Here is a 16,699-nt window from a genome sequence, read left to right as displayed (position 1 = left end):
TGCTTGCTTCACGTCCTCATCGGCGGTGGCATCGGGCACACGCGCTGCTGTCAAGCCGCCGCATCGCGCGACATCCGCATGGCGTTGCGTGCTTCACGTCCTGATCGGCGGTGGCATCGGGCACACGCGCTGCCGTCAAGCCGTCGCATCGCGCGGCCAGCCGCCTCGCATCCTCATCCTCAGCAACATCGATACTTCACCGCAGGCCGAAACATCCCGCACCCGACGCGTCCTACGATACGCGCATGGACACGTCACGCTCCCCCGCCCTGCCGCCCGCGCTCGCACGCGTCGTGGCGACCGTCAGCGTCGGCTTCGTCGTCACGCAGCTCGACGTTACGATCGTCAACATCGCGCTCGCGCATCTCGCCGGCGATCTGCACCTGCCGGTCGCCGCGCTGCAGTGGGTCGTCGATGCGTACACGCTCGCCTTCGCGGTGCTGATGCTGACGGGCGGCGCGCTCGGCGACCGCTTCGGCGCGCGCCGCCTGTACGTCGCGGGCCTCGTGCTGTTCTCGGTCGCGTCGCTCGCGTGCGGCGCTGCCGTCTCGCCCGCGATGCTGATCGCCGCCCGCGCGGCGCAGGGCATCGGCGCGGCGGCAATGCTGCCGAATTCGCTCGCCTTGCTCAACGACGCGTGCCGGCACGACCCGCGGCTACGCGCGCGCGCCGTCGGTGCATGGACGGCCGCGGGATCGATCTCGATCGCCGCCGGCCCGGTGGTGGGCGGGCTGCTGATCGCCGCCTGGGGCTGGCGCGGCATCTTCCTCGTGAATCTGCCGCTGTGCGCGGCGGGGCTCGCGGCCACGTTCGCGTGGGTGCCCGCGCGGCGCGCCGATGCGGCGCCGCCGCCGGCCGCCGCGCGCCTGCTCGACGTACGCGGCCAACTGATCGCGATCGCGATGCTCACCGCGCTGACCGCCGCCGTGATCGAATGGCGGCCGCTCGGCTTCGTGCATCCGGTCGTCGCGGGCGGCTTCGCGGTGGCGGCACTCGCCGCGCTCGCGTTCGTCGCGGTCGAGGCGCGCAGCACGGCGCCGATGCTGCCGCTGTCGCTGTTCCGTCGCCGCACGTTCAGCGCGGCCGTGCTGTTCGGCGTCTGCGTGAACCTCACCTATTACGGCACCGTGTTCGTGCTCGCGCTGTATCTGCAGCGCGTGCGCGGCGAAACGGCGCTGCAGGCGGGCCTCGCGTTCCTGCCGCTGACGGGCGGCTTCCTGCTGTCGAATCTGGCGAGCGGCCGCGCGGTCGCGCATGACGGCCCGCGCATGCCGATGTTGGCCGGTGCGCTGGTCGCGGCCGTCGGCTACGGATCGCTGCATTTCGTCGACGCGCAGACGCCGCTGCCGCTGCTGCTCGTGCCGTTCCTGCTGATCCCGGCCGGCATGGGCTTCGCGGTGCCGGCGATGACGACGGCCGTGCTCGCGTCGGTCGAGCCCGCGCGCGCGGGCATCGCGTCGGCCGTGTTGAACACCGCGCGTCAGGCGGGCGGCGCGATGGGCGTCGCCGCCTTCGGCGCGCTCACCGGCGCGGGCGGCGCAGCGCAGACCGTCCACGGCCTGCGCGTCGAAACCGCCGTGTCGGTAGCGCTGCTGATCGCCGCCGCGTTGCTCGCGACGCTGGTGCGGCGCGACGCGCATCGCGACCCACATCGCGACGCGGCGGCCGCACGTCGGCCGGTGTCGGCCGCGGACTGATCGGCAGGTCCATCGTCGGCGCACGACGAGCCGGCCGATCGCAGACGCCAACCGCGATTGCGCGATGCGCAGCCGCGCGTCAGCGCGGCCCGTTCGAATCGTCGACGACCTTGCGCACGAACGTTTCCGCCGCCTTCACCGCGCGCCCGTCGTCGTGCCGCAACGCGATCTTGCGCAGCGCGCGGCCGGTGTTGCGATCGATCAGCACCGAACGCGGCTCGCCACGCTCGAACAGATTCGCCTCGCCCCACTGCCGCAGCATCACGATGACGGGGAACAGCCCCTCGCCCTTCTTCGTCAACGCGTACTCCTGATATGCGCTGCCGTCCGATGCGGGCACGACTTCGAACACGCCGGCGTCCACCAGCATCCTGAGCCGGTCGGACAGGATGTTGCTCGCGACGCCGAGGCTCGCACGGAAATCGCCGAACCGCCGCACGCCGTCGAACGCGTCGCGCACGATCAGCAACGCCCAGCGATCGCCGACGATATCGGTCGCGCGCGCCACCGGGCACGGCGAATCCGCAAGACTTCTCTGTCTGGCCATATTGCTCTCCGCTTTCCTTTCGGCCGCGTGGGCCGCCCTCGATGCGCGGGCCCGTCGCCCGACGCTTTTCAGTTGCATTTTAAAACTTGTTTTTCTACACTCCAACAGGTTTCTATTTGCAACTACTTGAGTGAGAACGCCGATGGAATCGTCCTGCTGCTCCGACCTGGCCGCGTCGGCTGCGCCGCCGCGCGCCGCGAACCAGGCCCGCGTGCCGACCGCGACCGTCGCGTTGCTCGCGGTCTGCTGCGCGGCGAGCGTCGCGAACGTGTACTACGCGCAACCGCTGCTCGATTCGATCGCGCGCGAGTTCCGCGTCGCGCCGGCCGCGATCGGCGGCGTCATCACCGCGACGCAGCTCGGCTGCGCGCTCGCGCTGCTGTTCGTCGTGCCGCTCGGCGATCTGCTGAACCGCAAGCGCCTGATCGCCGTGCAACTCGTCCTGCTGGCGGCGGCATGCGCGTGCGTGGCCACGGCGTCGACACGCATCGCGTTGCTGGCCGGCATGGTCGCGCTCGGCCTGCTCGGCACCGCGACGACGCAAGGACTGATCGCATGCGCGGCCGCGCTCGCGGCGCCCGGCGAGCGCGGCCGCGTGGTCGGCGCGGCGCAGGGCGGCGTCGTGATCGGCCTGCTCGCCGCACGCTCGCTCGCGGGTGTGGTGACGGACCTCGCCGGCTGGCGCGCGGTGTATCTGGTGTCGGGCGCGGCCGCGCTCGCGATGCTCGCGGCGCTCGCCCGCCTGTTGCCGGCCATCGACGCGCCGCGCGAGCGGATCGGCTATGCGGCGCTGCTCGGCTCGATGGTCACGCTGCTGCGCACCGAGCGCGTGCTGCGCGTGCGCGGCGCGATCGCGCTGCTGATGTTCGCCGCGTTCAGCATCTTCTGGAGCGCGCTGGTGTTGCCGCTCAGCGCGGGACCGGAGCCGATGTCGCATACGCAGGTCGGCGCCTTCGGGCTGGTGGGCGCGCTCGGCGCCGCTGCGGCCGCACGCGCGGGCCGGCTCGCCGATCGCGGGCGCGGCGAGCCGACGACGGGCGCCGCGCTGCTGCTGCTCGCGTGCGCGTGGCTGCCGCTCGCGTTCGCGGGCACGTCGATCGCGTGGCTGGTCGTCGGCATCGTGCTGCTCGACGTCGGCGGGCAGGCCGTCCACGTCGTGAACCAGAGCATGATCCTCGGCGCGCGGCCCGATGCGCACGCGCGCGTGGTCGGCTGCTACATGCTGTTCTATTCGGCGGGCAGCGGGCTCGGCGCGATCGCCTCGACGATCGCATATGCGCACGCGGGCTGGCTCGGCGTCTGCGCACTCGGCGCGGCGGTCAGCGTGGCCGCGTCGTGCGTATGGGCCGCGACGCTCGAGCGCCGATAGCACACGCCGAACACGTCGCGCCGCCCGCGCGGCGGCCATGCAACGAACGAAAAAAACGGCTCGCCGAAGTCGGGCGAGCCGGTCCGTGCCCCGGCGCGAGGTCGCCCTGCGCGCCGGTCGCGGTGCGTCACGCGTCACGCGTCGCGCGCTCAGCTGGCCGCGCGGATCGCCTCTTCATAGACGCCGGCGACGCGCCGCGCGATCACCGCATTGTCGAAGTGCTCGCGCGCATAGCGCTTGCATGCGACTTCGTCGGGCAGCGCGATCGCGCCCGACAGCGCGCCGCCGATCCCTTCCGCGATCGCGTCGGCGCCGGTCGACGGCAGCACGAGGTCGCTCGACAGCCCCGCGACGGCCTCCGGCAGCCCGCCGACCGGCGTCACCAGCACCGGCGTGCCGGACGCCAGCGATTCGACGGTGATCAGCCCGAAGCCTTCGAGCGCGACCGTCGGCACGACGCTGACCGTCGCCGCGCGGTACAGCGCCGCGAGATGGTTGTCCGGCACGAACCCGAGCAGTTTGACGTTGTCCTGAAGCCCCGCGGCGTCGATGCGCTGCTGCAGCTCCTCGCCGATCTTGCCCTTGCCGGCGATCAGCAGCAGCACGTCGGGATGACGACGCTTGACGATGCCGATCGCGTCGATCAGGTCTTCCAGCCCCATGCGCCGCACGAGCCGCCGCACCGCCAGCACGATCGGGCGGTCCTGCGGCAATTGCAGCTTGTGGCGCGCATCGGCCGGCGTGAGCGGCGTGTCGAACTGCGCGGTGTCGACGCAGCCGGGAATCACGCGCACGCGCGACGGATCGATGCCGTAGCGGTTCGTCAGGATCTGGCCGAACGCCTGCGACAGCACGATCAGGCGCGACGAGCGCACGTAGACGGCCTGTTCGAGATAGCGCTTCGCGCGCTGTCCCAGCGACGCGGCGCCCTCTACCTGACTTTCGTCGGCCCACGGCCCCTGGAAGTGCGACACCTGCGGAATCCCCCGCGTGACGTCGAGGCCCGGGAACGTATAGAGGGCGAAGTGCGACGAGATCACGTCGGGCCGTGCGCTGCGGATTTCGTCGCGCAACGCGCGGCGCGCGGCGAGCATGCGGCGCGCGAGCGGCTGCGATGCGGGCCCGAAGCCCTGGATCGCGCCGCCCGTGTCGTTGGCGACCTTCGGCGAGCCGGCCACCAGCCCGCGCACCTCGACGCCCGCACCGGGCAGCGCGCCGACGAGCGAGTAGTACATCCGGTCGAGGCCGCCCGCACGTTCGGGGAACCAGTGCATGCCGATCTGCAACGATTTGATCGGCCGGGAAGATTGATTCATCAGTTGCTCCGAGAAACTCGCCAGGTCCGCCGCACGCATGCGTGCGCCGGATCGCGCGATCAGCTGTGGGAATGCGCCGCGGTCAGGCGGCGGAACACGTCAACACGATTGCTCCTGCGTGAGCGCATCGTCGGCGCGCTCGAACGCAACCGGCTGCGACGGTTCGCCGATGCGCCGGTACAGCGCGACGTACTGCGCGCCCATGTGCGCCCAGCCGAAGCGCGTCATCAGTTCGCGCGCGGCTTCACCCATCGCGCGGCAGGTCTCGCGCGACGCGGCGAGCGAGCCGATCGCCTGCGCGAGCGCGGCCGGATCGTCCGGGTCCTCCAGCACGATCCCGCAGTCGCGCGTGATGATCTCCGCGCCGCCGGCGGTGCGCGCGGTGACGACCGGCAGCCCGGCCGCCATCGCCTCGAGCAGCGAAAGGCTCATCGCTTCGTAGCGCGACGGGAACACGTACGCGTCGACCGAGCGCATCAGCGTCGGCATGTTCTTCACCAGCCCGAGGAAATGCACGCGCGCGTCGATGCCGAGCGCGCGCGCCTCGTCCGGATACGGGCTGCCCGGCAGATAGCCGGCCACCGCCAGATGTACGTTCGCCGGCAGCTGCGTCAGCGCCTTCAGCACGGTGCCGAGATTCTTGCGCGGCGTGCGCAGGTCGCCGACGAACAGCAGCAGGAACGCGTCGTCCGGCAGCTTGAAGGCCGCGCGGTCGGCCTGCGCGTGCGCGAACGCGCCGGCGTCGACGCCGTTGTAGATCACGCTGATCTTGCGGCTGTCGATGCCGAGCCCGGCGATCTCGTCGGCCACCTTCTGCGACACGGCCGTGATCGCGCGCGAGCGCCGGTATGCCCAGCGCTCGAGCGCCGTGTTCACGCGCGTATAGACGTACTGGTACGCGGACCACAGCCCCTTGGTCAGCCCGAACGGGTAGTACGGGCTCTTGAACCAGCCGCCGTGCACGAAGTGCGCGGTGTTCACGTCCGCGCGGACCCACGAGATGAAGCCGTTCACGTGCAGCACGTCGTACTCGGCGCGATGCGTGCGCAGCCACCACGCGCTCTTGAGCGCGAACACCTGCTGCTTGACGAGATTCGACGGCCACCAGCGCCCGGCCTTCACCGGCACCCAGCGCACGCGCGGTTCGGCCAGCAGCTCGGGCGCGACGTGCGACGCGACCAGCGTGACCTCGTAGCCCTCGGCCAGCGCGGCGCGCGCGATTTCGTAATTGACGCGGCCCTGCCCGTCGTTATGACGCACGACATGCGTGACGATCGCGATTCTCAATGGTCGCCTCCCCGTGAACGCGCGGCGGCCAGCAGGCGCTGCGCCTTCTGCCAGTGCGCCGCGGATAGTATGGAAAAAATGGCCGTGTACATCAGCAGCCCACCCGTGCCGATCAGCGAGTTCGTGAAGACCAGCATCGCGAACGTCGACAGACACAGGCTCAGGCACGCGCCGACGAACTTGTCCTTGCGCAGCTTGAACGCGGCGCGCAACGTGCGGCCGAACAGCATCACCACGCCGGCGAGATACAGCAGCGTGCCGGGCCAGCCGAGCACGAACGGCACGTTCATCACGCCGCTGTCGAAGCTGCCGTACTTGCCGAGCTCGCCGCTGTCGCTCGACAGCTTCGTCGAAGCGCCGGTCGCGCCCATCCCTTCGCCGGCGACGTCGGTGAACGCCGTCTGCGCGAAGGTCGCGTAGAACTTGTTGCGGTCGTCGTAGCTGCGGTCGTCCTTCAGGTTCGTGATCGATTCCAGACGCTGACCCAGCCGGTCGGCCACCGGCCCGACGGTCAGCAGCGGCACGCACAGCCCGACCAGCACGACGCCGCTGATCAGGATGCGCATCCGCACGCGATTGCTCGACTGCACGAGCTGGATCGCGAGCGCGATCACCCAGCCGCCCCACGTCGAGCGCACCAGGCACAGCGCGAACGACACGAAGCCGGCCGCGCCGGCGACCCAGCGAATCCGCTGCGGCGCGACCAGCACGAACACGAGCGCGCCCATCATCGCGAACGCGAACGGCCCCGACGAGTTCATCGTGCTGAACACCCGCACGCCGTACGGCACCGGCTCGCCCTGCGAGCCCATCTGCGAGCCGACCATCCACAGCACGTCCCACTGCGGCATCACGAAGTACTGCACGACGCCGTACACGCCCATCACGAGCATGCCCCACATGAAGGTGGCGAGCAGCACGTCGCGGTACTCGGGATAGTTGCGCGCGTTCACCATGATGTGAAAGCCGATCAGGATCGGGTACAGCCAGTTCGCGAGGTCGTAGGTCGCGGCCATCACGCCGCTCGACACGATGCCGACCAGATACGCGTACACGAGCCCGAACAGCATCAGCAGCACCGGAATCCCGCGCCGCTGCGCGAGCACGCGGTAATGCCGGATCAGGCCGAGGCCGGCGATCATCGTGACCGCGAGCGGCGCGACCTGGATCAGGCTCGTCGGCGTGAACGCGCCCTTCGACCAGTCGGCCAGCCGCCGCACCTCGGGGCTCAGGAACCACACCCACCACATGAAGCCGACGTAGCGCGCCGGGCTCTTGAAATACAGCCAGACGCCGACCGCGATGGCGAGCACCGGGAACGCGAGCGTCAGCACCTTGCCCTGGTGCACGGCGATCAGCGCGGCGGTAAACGACCACAGCGCAGCCTGCCCGGCCCAGTGCTTCGGCTCCGCGAACCAGCTGCGGCTGCGCGACGGCGCGCGTTCGGCGGCGATCGTACTCATCGCGACGAAGGCTGCGAATCCGCGAGCGGCATCGCCAGCTCCGCCGCCGCGGGCGTGCGCCGCCCGCGCAGCAGGTCGCGGGTGATCCGCACGTGCTGCTCGGCGAACGCCTGCGTGGTCAGATTGCGCTCGCGCAGGCACGCCGCCGCGGCGCGCGCGCAGGCGAGCGCCGCCGACGGATCGGCGGCGAAGCGATCGGCGGCCTGGCGCATCGCCTGCGCGTCGAACGCCGGCACGTACGCGGCCGTGTCGTGCGGGAAGTAGTCGCTCAGCCCGCCCACGTCGGACACGATCATCGGCTTGCCGACCGCCGCCGCCTCGAGCATCACGGTGATGCCCGACGCATGGAAGTTCGGCCGCAGCGGCACGACGATCACGTCGGCCCACGCGTACAGCTCGTGCTGCTTCGCGAGCCCCGACGCGGAGCCGATCTGCACGTTCGGCGCATGCCATTCGCGCGGCACGCGCCGCCGCGTCGCGAGCCGCACGTCGTAGCGCGCGTCGCCGCCGAACGCGGCCAGGAAGGTGCGCCAGTCGCGATCGCGGTCGTTGCCGATCGCGGCGATCCGCAGCGGCCGGCCCGGCTGCCATTGCACCGGCTCGATCGGCGGAAAGTCCTGCGTGTTCAGGCCGTAATAGACGAACGTCGCGTCGCGCCCGAGATAGCGGCGGCACAGCTCGGCGTTGTCGCGCGCGAGCGTGGTCAGCACGTCGGCGCGCGCGACCAGCTTGCGGTACAGCCAGCGGCGCGGCGCACCGAAGCTGCTCCACTTGTCGAACAGCCACACGCTTTGCGCGAGCAGCAGCGGGCGCTTGCCCTGCGCGCCCGCGAGCTTGAGGATCAGCGCGGCCGCGAGGTGCTCCTGCTCGGTGTGCGTCCAGATCACGTCGGCGTTCAGCAACGCGCCGCGGTTGCGCCAGGCGTGCACGACGTCGAAGCCGAGCGCGGCCTTCAGCGCCCGCCGCGCGACGCCCGCGACGCGATTCTCGCGGCGGTCCTGCGAATAGCTCAGCCGGAATTCGTCGGACTCCGCGTGGTGATAGCCGTACAGGCAGCCGATGTTCTCGCCTTGGCGGTAGGTCCGCGGATCGGCGCCGTAGAACAGGTGCACGTGAACTTTCGTTGCGGTCATGAATGCCCTCCGGGGGTGGCCGTGCGCGCTGCGCGCGGCCGGTTCAAGACGTCACCGGCGGCATCGCCGCACGATGGGGGGCAAGGTTCGCGCGGCGCGCCTCGCGGGCGCCGCGGCGCACCGCGCGCCAGTGCTCGCGCACGCGCTCGCGCCGCGCCGTATGCAGCGACAGCAGCAGATGCGCGAGGCCCGGATAGACGCGCGTGCCGACCAGCGTCCACCACCACCACGCGAGCTCGCGGCGCAGCGGCGGCAGATGCTCGCGCAGGATCAGATGCAGGTTGTATGCGCCGTTGCTGATCGCATTCAGCGACGCCGCATCGCGCCGGTCGTCGTCGAAGCGTTCGGCCGGAAAGTGATCGACGGCGATCGCCGGGTCGTAGACGAGCTTCCAGCCTTCGCGCTGCACGCGCATGCTGAACGCCATGTCGTTGTGCACCTGTGCGCCGGCGCCGCGCAGGCGCGTGTCGAAGCGCAGGCGCTCGATCGCCGCGCGGCGATAGCTCATATTGGCGCCCTTCAGCATGTCGACCTCGCGCGCGCCGCCGACCCCGAGATGGTGATTGCCGACGATCTTGCCGGACAGCGTGAGCTGGCCGACGCGCTCGCGCGATTCGTCGAGCACGCGGCCCTTCTCGTGCACCCAGTCGCGGCCGCCGACCGCGCCCACGCGCGGGTCGGCCGCGAACGCGGCTTCGATGCGCGCGAGCCAGTCGGCGCGCGGCGCGGCGTCGTCGTCGGTGATCGCGACGATGTCGCCGCTCGCCGAATCGAGGCCCTGGTTCAGCGCGGCGACCTGCCCCGGCACATCGACCGGCACGATGCGCAGCGGCAGCGTGCCGGCCACGGCCGGATCGGCGAGGCGCTCGTGGGTGGCGTCGTCCTCCGGGCGCGCGACGACGATCACCTCGTCGGGCAGCCGCTGCTGCCGCTGCAGCGCGAGCAGGCAGCGCGCGAGGTCGGCAGGGCGCCGGTAGGTCGGAACGAGCACGGAAATTTTCATCGGGAGTTCTCCAGTCGGCCGGGCCATGCGGTCATGCGCTCAGGTATTCGTGGACGGCCGCGTAGCCGCGGCCGTAGCCGCGCGCCTTCGGCGCCACGCCGTTGAAGATCCCGCCTTCCAGATCGACGCCCGCCGTGCGCAGCCGCTTGATCGCATCGGCGATCTCGCCTTCGGTGTGCATGCCGGAGCGCAGCACCAGGAAGGTCGCGCCCGCCATGCGGCCGATGATGGTCGCGTCGGTCACCGCGAGCACCGGCGGCGAGTCGATCAGCACGACGTCGTAGCGCTTGCCGAGCCCTTCGAGGTATTGCGGCAGCCGCGTCGACATCAGCAGCTCCGACGGGTTCGGCGGCCGCGTGCCGGCCGAAATGAACGACAGGCCCTGCACCGGCGTCTCGCGCACGGCGTCCTCGAGCGGCGACTGGTCGCTCAGCAGCTCGGACAGGCCCGGCTGCACGGTAAGGCCGAAGTAGCGGTCGAGCATCCCGCGGCGCATGTCCGCGTCGATCAGCAGCACGCGCTTGCCCGAATGCGCGAGCAGCACCGCGAGGTTGACGGTCAGGAAGCTCTTGCCGATGCCCGGCGTCGGGCCGGTCAGCACGATCACGCGGCTCTGCGCGTCGAGCATCGCGAACTGCATCGCGGTGCGCAGGCTGCGCATGCTTTCGACGCTCAGATCCTTCGGGCGCAGGCTCGCGAGGATCGGCCGCGCGCGCGCGCCGCTCTTCTCGGCCATCGCGTCGAGCTTCACCTGCTCGGCGCTTTGCGGCACCAGCCCGTAGAGCGGCAGGTTGAAGGTGCGCTCGACGCGGTCAGGATCCTCGATCCCCTGGAACAGGTTGCGGCGCAGGAACACGATGCCGGTGCCGAGGATCAGCCCGAGGAACACCGCGGCCGACAGGATCAGCACCTTCTTCGGCTTGACCGGATCGCCCGGGCGCAGCGCCGAATCGACCAGGTGGATGTTGCCGCCCGTGCCGGCCTTCTGCACCGACAGCTCCTGCACGCGGTTGAGCAGCAGCACGTAGATGTCTTCGGCGACCTTCGCGTCGCGCTGCAGCTGCACGGCCTTCACCTCGGTCGCGGGCAGGCTGCGGAAGCGGTTGCTGAACTTGTCCTTCTCGGCCTGCAGCTCGGCGAGCTGCTGCTTCGCCGCGATCACCATCGGATGCGAGTCGGTGAAGCGCTGCGCGAGCGAGGCGAGCTGCAGCCGCTGCGCGGCGATCTGCTGCTCGTACTGCACGCTGCCTTCGAGGTAGACCTTCGCCTCGTCGCTCGCGTTGATCGAGCCGGAGGTGCGCTGATACTCGGTGAGCGCGGCTTCCGCGCGCTCGAGATCGGCCTTCAGGCGCGGCTCCTCGCCCTTCAGGAAGTCGAGCATCTTGGTCGCTTCGGCCTGCTTCGCGATCACGTGCTGGTTCAGGTACGACTGCGCGAGCGCGTTCGCGATCGCGGCGGTCTGCTCGGGGTTCTTGCCTTCAAGCGAGATCTGCACGACGCCCGTCTGCTTGCCCTGCTCGGACACCTGGATGCCCGACTGGAAGCCGGTGATCGCGTCGAGATCGTTGTAGCGCACCACAGTGAACTGCGTGCCCGGACGCGCGATGAGCTTCTGCACCAGCAGCGTCACGCCGCCGCCCTGCTCCGTTTCGCCGACGCGGCCCGCGAGCAGCCGGCGGCCGTCCGGGTCGACCAGCGTGTAGGTGCCGTCGGGGCCGGCCGTCAGCGTCATCTTCTTGCCTTCGAGCGCCGGCACCACGTTCACGGTGTCGATGTCGGCGACCTCGCCGCCCCACGCGTACGAGCGCAGCCCGAACCACGCGCGCGACGGCTGGCCCGGCGTCGCGATGCGCGCGGCCAGGCTGCCGAGCAGCGGCAGCGTCTTCGGCACGACCGAGAAGTTCAGCTTGAACTGCTCGACCACCGGCGCCACCACGCCGCGGCTCTTGATGATCTCGATCTCGGCATCGGTCGGCGCCTGCTGCGGACCGCTGTTGATCATCGCACCCGTCTGCGTCTGCGTGAGCGCCTGCGTCGTGTTGTCGTTGCCCTCGACGCGCACGTGCACGTCGGCCTGATAGACCGGCTTCGCGACGTAGCAGTAGAGGCCGGCGAGCGCGACGACCGTCACGGCGATGCCGAGCAGCAGCCAGATGTCGTCCATGATGACCTGGAGCAACTGGCCGAGGACGACGTCCTCTTCGTCGGTTTTCGCGGTCAGGTCCGCGTGGGAGTGTTTCGCTTGCGTGTTCACCATTCGTTCCCGCTTCAGTGGTGCCGGGGGGCAGACGCCGCCCCGGCGGGCTATCAGCGCGTGATTTGCCGCATGTAGAAGATCGTCTGGATCGTCGGCAGCACCTGCTGCAGCACACGGTTGAACTGCACCGAGCTGGCCGTGCTGACGTACACGACGTCGAGCGGCTGCAGCGGGAAGCGGCTCGACAGCATCAGCGCATCCGGCTGCGTCATGTCGAGACGGAACACTTCCGGCTTCGTCGGGTTGTCGCGCATGCCGCGCATCACGTAGATCTTGCGCGGGTTCGCGTCGGTGTCGAGGATGCCGCCGCCGGCCGTCAGCGCGTCGGCGATGGTCAGGCGACCCTTGAGCATCGGCACCGTGACCGGCGTCTTCACCTCGCCCATGATGAACACGCGGCTGTCGCTGCGGTCCGGCACGTTGATGATGTCGCCCGGTTGCAGCATCACGTTCTGCTTCACTTCGCCGCGATCGAGCACGCCGTTCGCGTCGAGCGTGTAGAGCTTGCCGTCGCGCGTGAGGCGCACGCGCTGCAGGTCGGCCTCGGCGGTCGAGCCGCCCGAGCGCGAGATCGCGTCGACGAGCGTGAGCGGCACGTCGCTCACCGCGAGCGGCCCCGGCTGCTTCACCTCGCCGGTGACCTGCACCTTCTGGCTGCGGAACGACAGCACGCGCACGTCGAGCTGCGGATTCTTCACGTAGCGCGCGAGGCTCGACGCCATCTGCTCGCGGATCTGCGCGACCGTCTTGCCCGCCACGCGAATCCGGCCGACGAACGGGAAGAAGATCGTGCCGTCCGCGGCGACGGTCTGGCCGTACGGGTCGGCCTGGCCCGGCAGCGCCGACGTATACGGCTGCTGCAACGCCCCGGCGACCGACTGCGTGGTGTTGCCGCCGCTCGAGAACGACTGGCCCTGCGGCGTCGTCAGCTCCGGGTGATCCCACACCGTGACGCCGAGGATGTCCTGCGGGCCGACGCGATACACGTACTGCGACGGATCGGTGTAACGGCCCGGCGGCAGCGGATGCTCGACCTGCTGCTTCTGCAACTGATCCATCACCAGCTTGGCGTCGATGTAATGAACCGGATAGGTCTCGGGCTGGCCTTGCCGGCCGTCGTCCTTCAGGTTCGACGAGTCGAGATAGTTGCCGGGCGCGCTCGCGCAGGCCGACAGGAAGGTCGTCAGCGCGACGGCGAGCGCCAGCGGGCGCATGGGACGTTTCAGCATAGTTTTTGCAGCCATCCTTGAACCAGACGTTCGATCAATGAGTAGCTCTCGCGATAGTCGGCCTCGGGGCCGCCATGCGGATCGGCGATCTCGGCGTCCTCCCACTTGCCCAGCAAGTGGACCTTGCCGCGCGCGAACGGATCGACGGCCTCGACGGCCGCGATCTGCCCGCGCTCGCTGACGAGAATCAGGTCGGCGTCGCGCACGATCCGGCGCGACAGCCGCCGCGAACGATGCGTCGTGGCATCGACGCCGCGCTCGGCGAGCAGGCGCCGCATCACCGGATCGATGCCGTCGCCGTCGTTCGCACGCACGCCCGCGGAATGGAACGTCGGGCGCGGGCCGCCGCGCGACGCGGCATGCGACTTGAACAGCATCTCGGCCGCCGGGCTGCGGCAGACGTTCGCGTGACAGACGATCAGGATGTTCCGGAACATGGCGTGTCGCTTCGGGTGACGGGTAGCGGCGCGCGCGTTACGCGCTCGCGCGCGCGGCGGCCGGCGCACGCGCGGCCACGGCCTGACGCGAACCGGGGCGGCCGATCGGGTGGTATTCGATGCCCTGCTCGCTCATCGTCTCCGGCTCGTACAGGTTGCGGCCGTCGAAGATCACCGGCGACTTCCACAGCCGGCCGAGCGTGACGAAATCGGGGCTCTTGAACGCCTTCCATTCGGTGACGATCACGAGCGCATCGGCGTCGCGCGCGGCCTGCGCCTCGTCGTCGACGAACGTCAGGCGCTCGAGCCAGCTCGGGTGATCCGCGAGATCGAGCGCCAGCACGCGGCGCGCCTCCTGCTGCGCGACCGGGTCGTACGCCGCGATGCGCGCGCCGCGCGACAGCAGCTCGGCGATCAGCTCGCGGCTCGGCGCCTCGCGCATGTCGTCGGTGTTCGGCTTGAATGCGAGGCCCCAGAGCGCGAACGTGCGGCCGCTGAGATCCTCGCCGAAGCGCGCGACGATCTTCTCCGCGAGCACGCGCTTTTGCGTCGCGTTCACCGACGACACGGCCTTCAGGATCTGCAGCGACTGGCCGTGCTCGTCGGCCGTGCGGATCAGCGCCTCGACGTCCTTCGGGAAGCACGAGCCGCCGTAGCCGCAGCCCGCATACAGGAAGTGATAGCCGATGCGCGGATCGGAGCCGATCCCGCGGCGCACGGCTTCGATGTCGGCGCCGAAGCGGTCGGCCAGGTTGGCGAGCTCGTTCATGAACGAGATGCGCGTCGCGAGCATCGCGTTCGCCGCGTATTTCGTGAACTCGGCCGAGCGCACGTCCATGTACAGCGTGCGTTCGTGATTGCGGTTGAACGGCGCGTAGAGCTTCTTCATCAGCTCGCGCGCGCGCTCGCCCGGCACGTCGTCGTCGCAGCCGATCACGATGCGGTCGGGTCGCGTGAAGTCGTCCACGGCCGCGCCTTCCTTCAGGAATTCCGGGTTCGACACGACCGAGAACATCTGGCCGTCCTCGCCGCGCTTCGCGAGCTCGTCGGCGACGGCCGCGCGCACGCGCTCGGCGGTGCCGACCGGCACCGTCGACTTGTCGACGATCACCTTGAAGCCCTTCATGTAGCGGCCGATGTTGCGCGCCGCCGCGAGCACGTACTGCAGGTCGGCCGAGCCGTCCTCGTCGGGCGGCGTGCCGACCGCGATGAACTGCACGTCGCCGTGCGCGACCGCGGCTTCGATGTCGGTCGAGAAGCGCAGGCGGCCGGCCGAGCGGTTGCGCGCGATCACTTCCTTGAGGCCCGGCTCGTGGATCGGCACGCCGCCGGCGTTCAGGATGTCGATCTTCGCCTGATCGACGTCGAGGCAGAACACGTCGTGCCCGATGTCGGCGAGACAGGCGCCGGTGACAAGACCTACGTAACCGCTGCCGATGATAGTCAGATTCATGATGTGTCGGACCTCTTGACCAATGGTTCGAAATGCGTGGAACCGGGTGTTGCGCGGGACCCGGCGTCAGTAAGCGTTGCTGCCCGTGAAGCCTTTCCAGAGCGTCAGCACGACGATCTTGATGTCGAGCCAGAACGACCAGTTCTGCATGTAGTACAGATCGAGCTTCACGCGGCCCATCATCTTCTCGATCTGGTCGGTCTCGCCGCGATAGCCGTTGATCTGCGCCCAGCCGGTGATGCCCGGCTTGATCCGGTAGCGGAACATGTAGCCCTTCACCAGATCCTTGTAGATGTCGTCGTGCGCGAGCGCGTGCGGCCGCGGGCCGACGACCGACATCTCGCCCTTCAGCACGTTGATGAACTGCGGCAACTCGTCGAGGCTCGTGCGGCGCAGGAAGCGACCGACCGGCGTCACGCGCGAGTCGTTCTTGGTCGCCTGCGTGACCTGGCCCGCCGTCTCCTGATGCACCTTCATCGAGCGGAACTTGTAGATCTCGAACTCGTGCCCGTCGATGCCCTTGCGCTTCTGGCGGAAGAACACCGGCCCGCGCGACGTCAGCTTGATCAGGCAGGCGATCGCCAGCATCAGCGGCGCGAGCATCGTCAGCGCTGCCAGCGCGAACAGCCGGTCGAACACGAACTTCGGCAGGATCCGCACGTCGGTGATCGGCGACGCCGCGAGGTTGATCGCCGGCACGCCGAGCAGCTCGACCACTTCCTGGTTGAAGAACGACAGCGTGCGCACGTCCGGGATGAAGCGGATGTTCACGAAGTCGTGGCGAAACACGGTCACGATCTGATGAATCCGGCGCTCCTCGGTGATCGGCAGCGCGAGCCACAGCTCGCTGAGCGCGCGGCTGCGCACGAGCCACACGAGCGATTCGAACTGCCGCTCGATGCGCACGTCGTCGAGCGCGACTTCGCCGGGCGCGCCGCTTTCGTCGTACACGCACACCGGGTTGAAGCCGGCTTCGGGCCGCGCACGCATCTGCGCGATCAGCCGCCGCGCGGCCGGCGTGCCGCCGACGATCGCGACCGCCTTCAGGTTGTAGCCGCCGCGCCGCAGTTGCCGCAGCACGACGTGCACGCAGGCCTTCGAGCCGGCGAGCAGCGCGGTCGTCACGAGCGCCCAGTAGCCGAGCCACAGTCGCGACAGCTCGCCCGACTGGTGAAAGCTGAAGCTCATCAGGATGCCCGCGAGCTCGACCACGAGCCACGCGAACGCGACGCGCACCATCAGCCCGACCAGACGCTTGCCGCGCCACGACTGATAGATGCCCGCGGCGGGAAAGAACACGACGACGAGCAGGCAGTCGAACAGGACCGTCGTGCGTTGCAGGTCGTTGAGCCAGATGCTGCCGCCGTGCAACGCGGCGGCGAGCAGCGCTCCTGCCACGACCATCGCGATATCGATGACTCTCGCCAGCACGCTCAACATGTCAGCTTCCTCTTTGAACAGGCGTTTGCCGAACCACTCCTCGTACGACCCGTGCCGCACTTTCGATT

13 protein-coding genes are annotated in these 16,699 nt (G+C 69.8%); 2 read left to right on the top strand and 11 right to left on the bottom strand.

Translation table 11 applies throughout. The annotated features are described in order from the left end of the window. Nucleotides 1-245 precede the first annotated feature (245 nt). Nucleotides 246-1,697, top strand: coding sequence for an MFS transporter (locus C3Y15_RS10465; RefSeq protein ID WP_011881545.1), 1,452 nt, complete (start codon nt 246-248; stop codon nt 1,695-1,697). A gap of 79 nt (nt 1,698-1,776) precedes the next feature. Here C3Y15_RS10465 and C3Y15_RS10460 read toward each other — a convergent pair whose 3' ends face one another. Continuing rightward, a complete protein-coding gene (locus C3Y15_RS10460) occupies nt 1,777-2,244 on the bottom strand; it encodes a helix-turn-helix domain-containing protein (protein ID WP_011881544.1) in 468 nt (155 codons plus the stop codon). A gap of 142 nt (nt 2,245-2,386) precedes the next feature. Between C3Y15_RS10460 and C3Y15_RS10455 the strand changes: the two genes are divergently transcribed. Next, nucleotides 2,387-3,613 (top strand): MFS transporter, encoded by a 1,227-nt coding sequence (locus tag C3Y15_RS10455; RefSeq protein WP_069246545.1) that lies wholly within the window; start codon nt 2,387-2,389, stop codon nt 3,611-3,613. Nucleotides 3,614-3,762: 149 nt separating this feature from the next. On the opposite strand, the gene C3Y15_RS10450 is transcribed toward C3Y15_RS10455, so the two are convergent. From C3Y15_RS10450 to C3Y15_RS10405, 10 genes are all read right to left on the bottom strand, one after another. After that, nucleotides 3,763-4,929, bottom strand: a complete 1,167-nt coding sequence (locus C3Y15_RS10450) for a glycosyltransferase family 4 protein (RefSeq protein WP_011881542.1) — start codon at nt 4,927-4,929, stop codon at nt 3,763-3,765. A 99-nt stretch (nt 4,930-5,028) separates the two neighbouring features. After that, on the bottom strand, nt 5,029-6,216 hold the full coding sequence (locus C3Y15_RS10445; RefSeq protein WP_014724616.1) for a glycosyltransferase family 4 protein: 1,188 nt from the start codon (nt 6,214-6,216) through the stop codon (nt 5,029-5,031). Next, entirely contained in the window at nt 6,213-7,679 is a 1,467-nt protein-coding gene (locus tag C3Y15_RS10440) for a glucose-6-phosphate isomerase (RefSeq protein ID WP_011881540.1), read from the bottom strand. Before C3Y15_RS10440 ends, C3Y15_RS10445 begins: the two co-directional genes overlap by 4 nt. Continuing rightward, nucleotides 7,676-8,812: a glycosyltransferase family 4 protein gene (locus tag C3Y15_RS10435; protein ID WP_045578190.1), complete on the bottom strand. Its 1,137-nt coding sequence runs from the start codon at nt 8,810-8,812 to the stop codon at nt 7,676-7,678. The genes C3Y15_RS10440 and C3Y15_RS10435 overlap by 4 nt, the downstream gene beginning before the upstream one ends. 43 nt (nt 8,813-8,855) lie before the next feature. Continuing rightward, the gene (locus C3Y15_RS10430) at nt 8,856-9,815 is read right to left on the bottom strand and encodes a glycosyltransferase family 2 protein (protein WP_014724615.1); all 960 of its coding nucleotides are present in this window, start codon (nt 9,813-9,815) and stop codon (nt 8,856-8,858) included. Between the two features lie 31 nt (nt 9,816-9,846). Then, nucleotides 9,847-12,072: a polysaccharide biosynthesis tyrosine autokinase gene (locus tag C3Y15_RS10425; RefSeq protein WP_011881537.1), complete on the bottom strand. Its 2,226-nt coding sequence runs from the start codon at nt 12,070-12,072 to the stop codon at nt 9,847-9,849. A gap of 50 nt (nt 12,073-12,122) precedes the next feature. Next, nucleotides 12,123-13,301: a polysaccharide biosynthesis/export family protein gene (locus C3Y15_RS10420; protein WP_034194966.1), complete on the bottom strand. Its 1,179-nt coding sequence runs from the start codon at nt 13,299-13,301 to the stop codon at nt 12,123-12,125. After that, nucleotides 13,295-13,738 carry a low molecular weight protein-tyrosine-phosphatase gene (locus C3Y15_RS10415; protein WP_011881535.1) on the bottom strand — a complete coding sequence of 148 codons (444 nt, stop codon included), beginning with the start codon at nt 13,736-13,738 and terminating at the stop codon, nt 13,295-13,297. Before C3Y15_RS10415 ends, C3Y15_RS10420 begins: the two co-directional genes overlap by 7 nt. 37 nt (nt 13,739-13,775) lie before the next feature. Continuing rightward, nucleotides 13,776-15,191, bottom strand: coding sequence for a UDP-glucose/GDP-mannose dehydrogenase family protein (locus C3Y15_RS10410; RefSeq protein WP_011881534.1), 1,416 nt, complete (start codon nt 15,189-15,191; stop codon nt 13,776-13,778). A 66-nt stretch (nt 15,192-15,257) separates the two neighbouring features. Beyond that, nucleotides 15,258-16,631 (bottom strand): undecaprenyl-phosphate glucose phosphotransferase, encoded by a 1,374-nt coding sequence (locus C3Y15_RS10405; protein ID WP_011881533.1) that lies wholly within the window; start codon nt 16,629-16,631, stop codon nt 15,258-15,260. Between the last annotated feature and the right edge of the window lie 68 nt (nt 16,632-16,699).

The organism is Burkholderia sp. B10, from assembly GCF_004368385.1.
Classification (GTDB): Bacteria; Pseudomonadota; Gammaproteobacteria; order Burkholderiales; family Burkholderiaceae; genus Burkholderia; species Burkholderia vietnamiensis.
The sequence above is the reverse complement of the archived record's forward strand: the minus strand, read 5'-3'. Positions and strand labels throughout refer to the sequence as shown.

Excerpts from the sequence above, each read along its gene's own strand:
- C3Y15_RS10425 (WP_011881537.1), bottom strand. The coding sequence starts at position 12,072 with ATGGTGAACACGCAAGCGAAACACTCCCACGCGGACCTGACCGCGAAA.
- C3Y15_RS10460 (WP_011881544.1), bottom strand. The coding sequence starts at position 2,244 with ATGGCCAGACAGAGAAGTCTTGCGGATTCGCCGTGCCCGGTGGCGCGC.
- C3Y15_RS10415 (WP_011881535.1), bottom strand. The coding sequence starts at position 13,738 with ATGTTCCGGAACATCCTGATCGTCTGTCACGCGAACGTCTGCCGCAGC.
- C3Y15_RS10450 (WP_011881542.1), bottom strand. The coding sequence starts at position 4,929 with ATGAATCAATCTTCCCGGCCGATCAAATCGTTGCAGATCGGCATGCAC.
- C3Y15_RS10405 (WP_011881533.1), bottom strand. The coding sequence starts at position 16,631 with ATGTTGAGCGTGCTGGCGAGAGTCATCGATATCGCGATGGTCGTGGCA.
- C3Y15_RS10435 (WP_045578190.1), bottom strand. The coding sequence starts at position 8,812 with ATGACCGCAACGAAAGTTCACGTGCACCTGTTCTACGGCGCCGATCCG.
- C3Y15_RS10455 (WP_069246545.1), top strand. The coding sequence starts at position 2,387 with ATGGAATCGTCCTGCTGCTCCGACCTGGCCGCGTCGGCTGCGCCGCCG.
- C3Y15_RS10410 (WP_011881534.1), bottom strand. The coding sequence starts at position 15,191 with ATGAATCTGACTATCATCGGCAGCGGTTACGTAGGTCTTGTCACCGGC.
- C3Y15_RS10430 (WP_014724615.1), bottom strand. The coding sequence starts at position 9,815 with ATGAAAATTTCCGTGCTCGTTCCGACCTACCGGCGCCCTGCCGACCTC.
- C3Y15_RS10465 (WP_011881545.1), top strand. The coding sequence starts at position 246 with ATGGACACGTCACGCTCCCCCGCCCTGCCGCCCGCGCTCGCACGCGTC.
- C3Y15_RS10440 (WP_011881540.1), bottom strand. The coding sequence starts at position 7,679 with ATGAGTACGATCGCCGCCGAACGCGCGCCGTCGCGCAGCCGCAGCTGG.
- C3Y15_RS10420 (WP_034194966.1), bottom strand. The coding sequence starts at position 13,301 with ATGCTGAAACGTCCCATGCGCCCGCTGGCGCTCGCCGTCGCGCTGACG.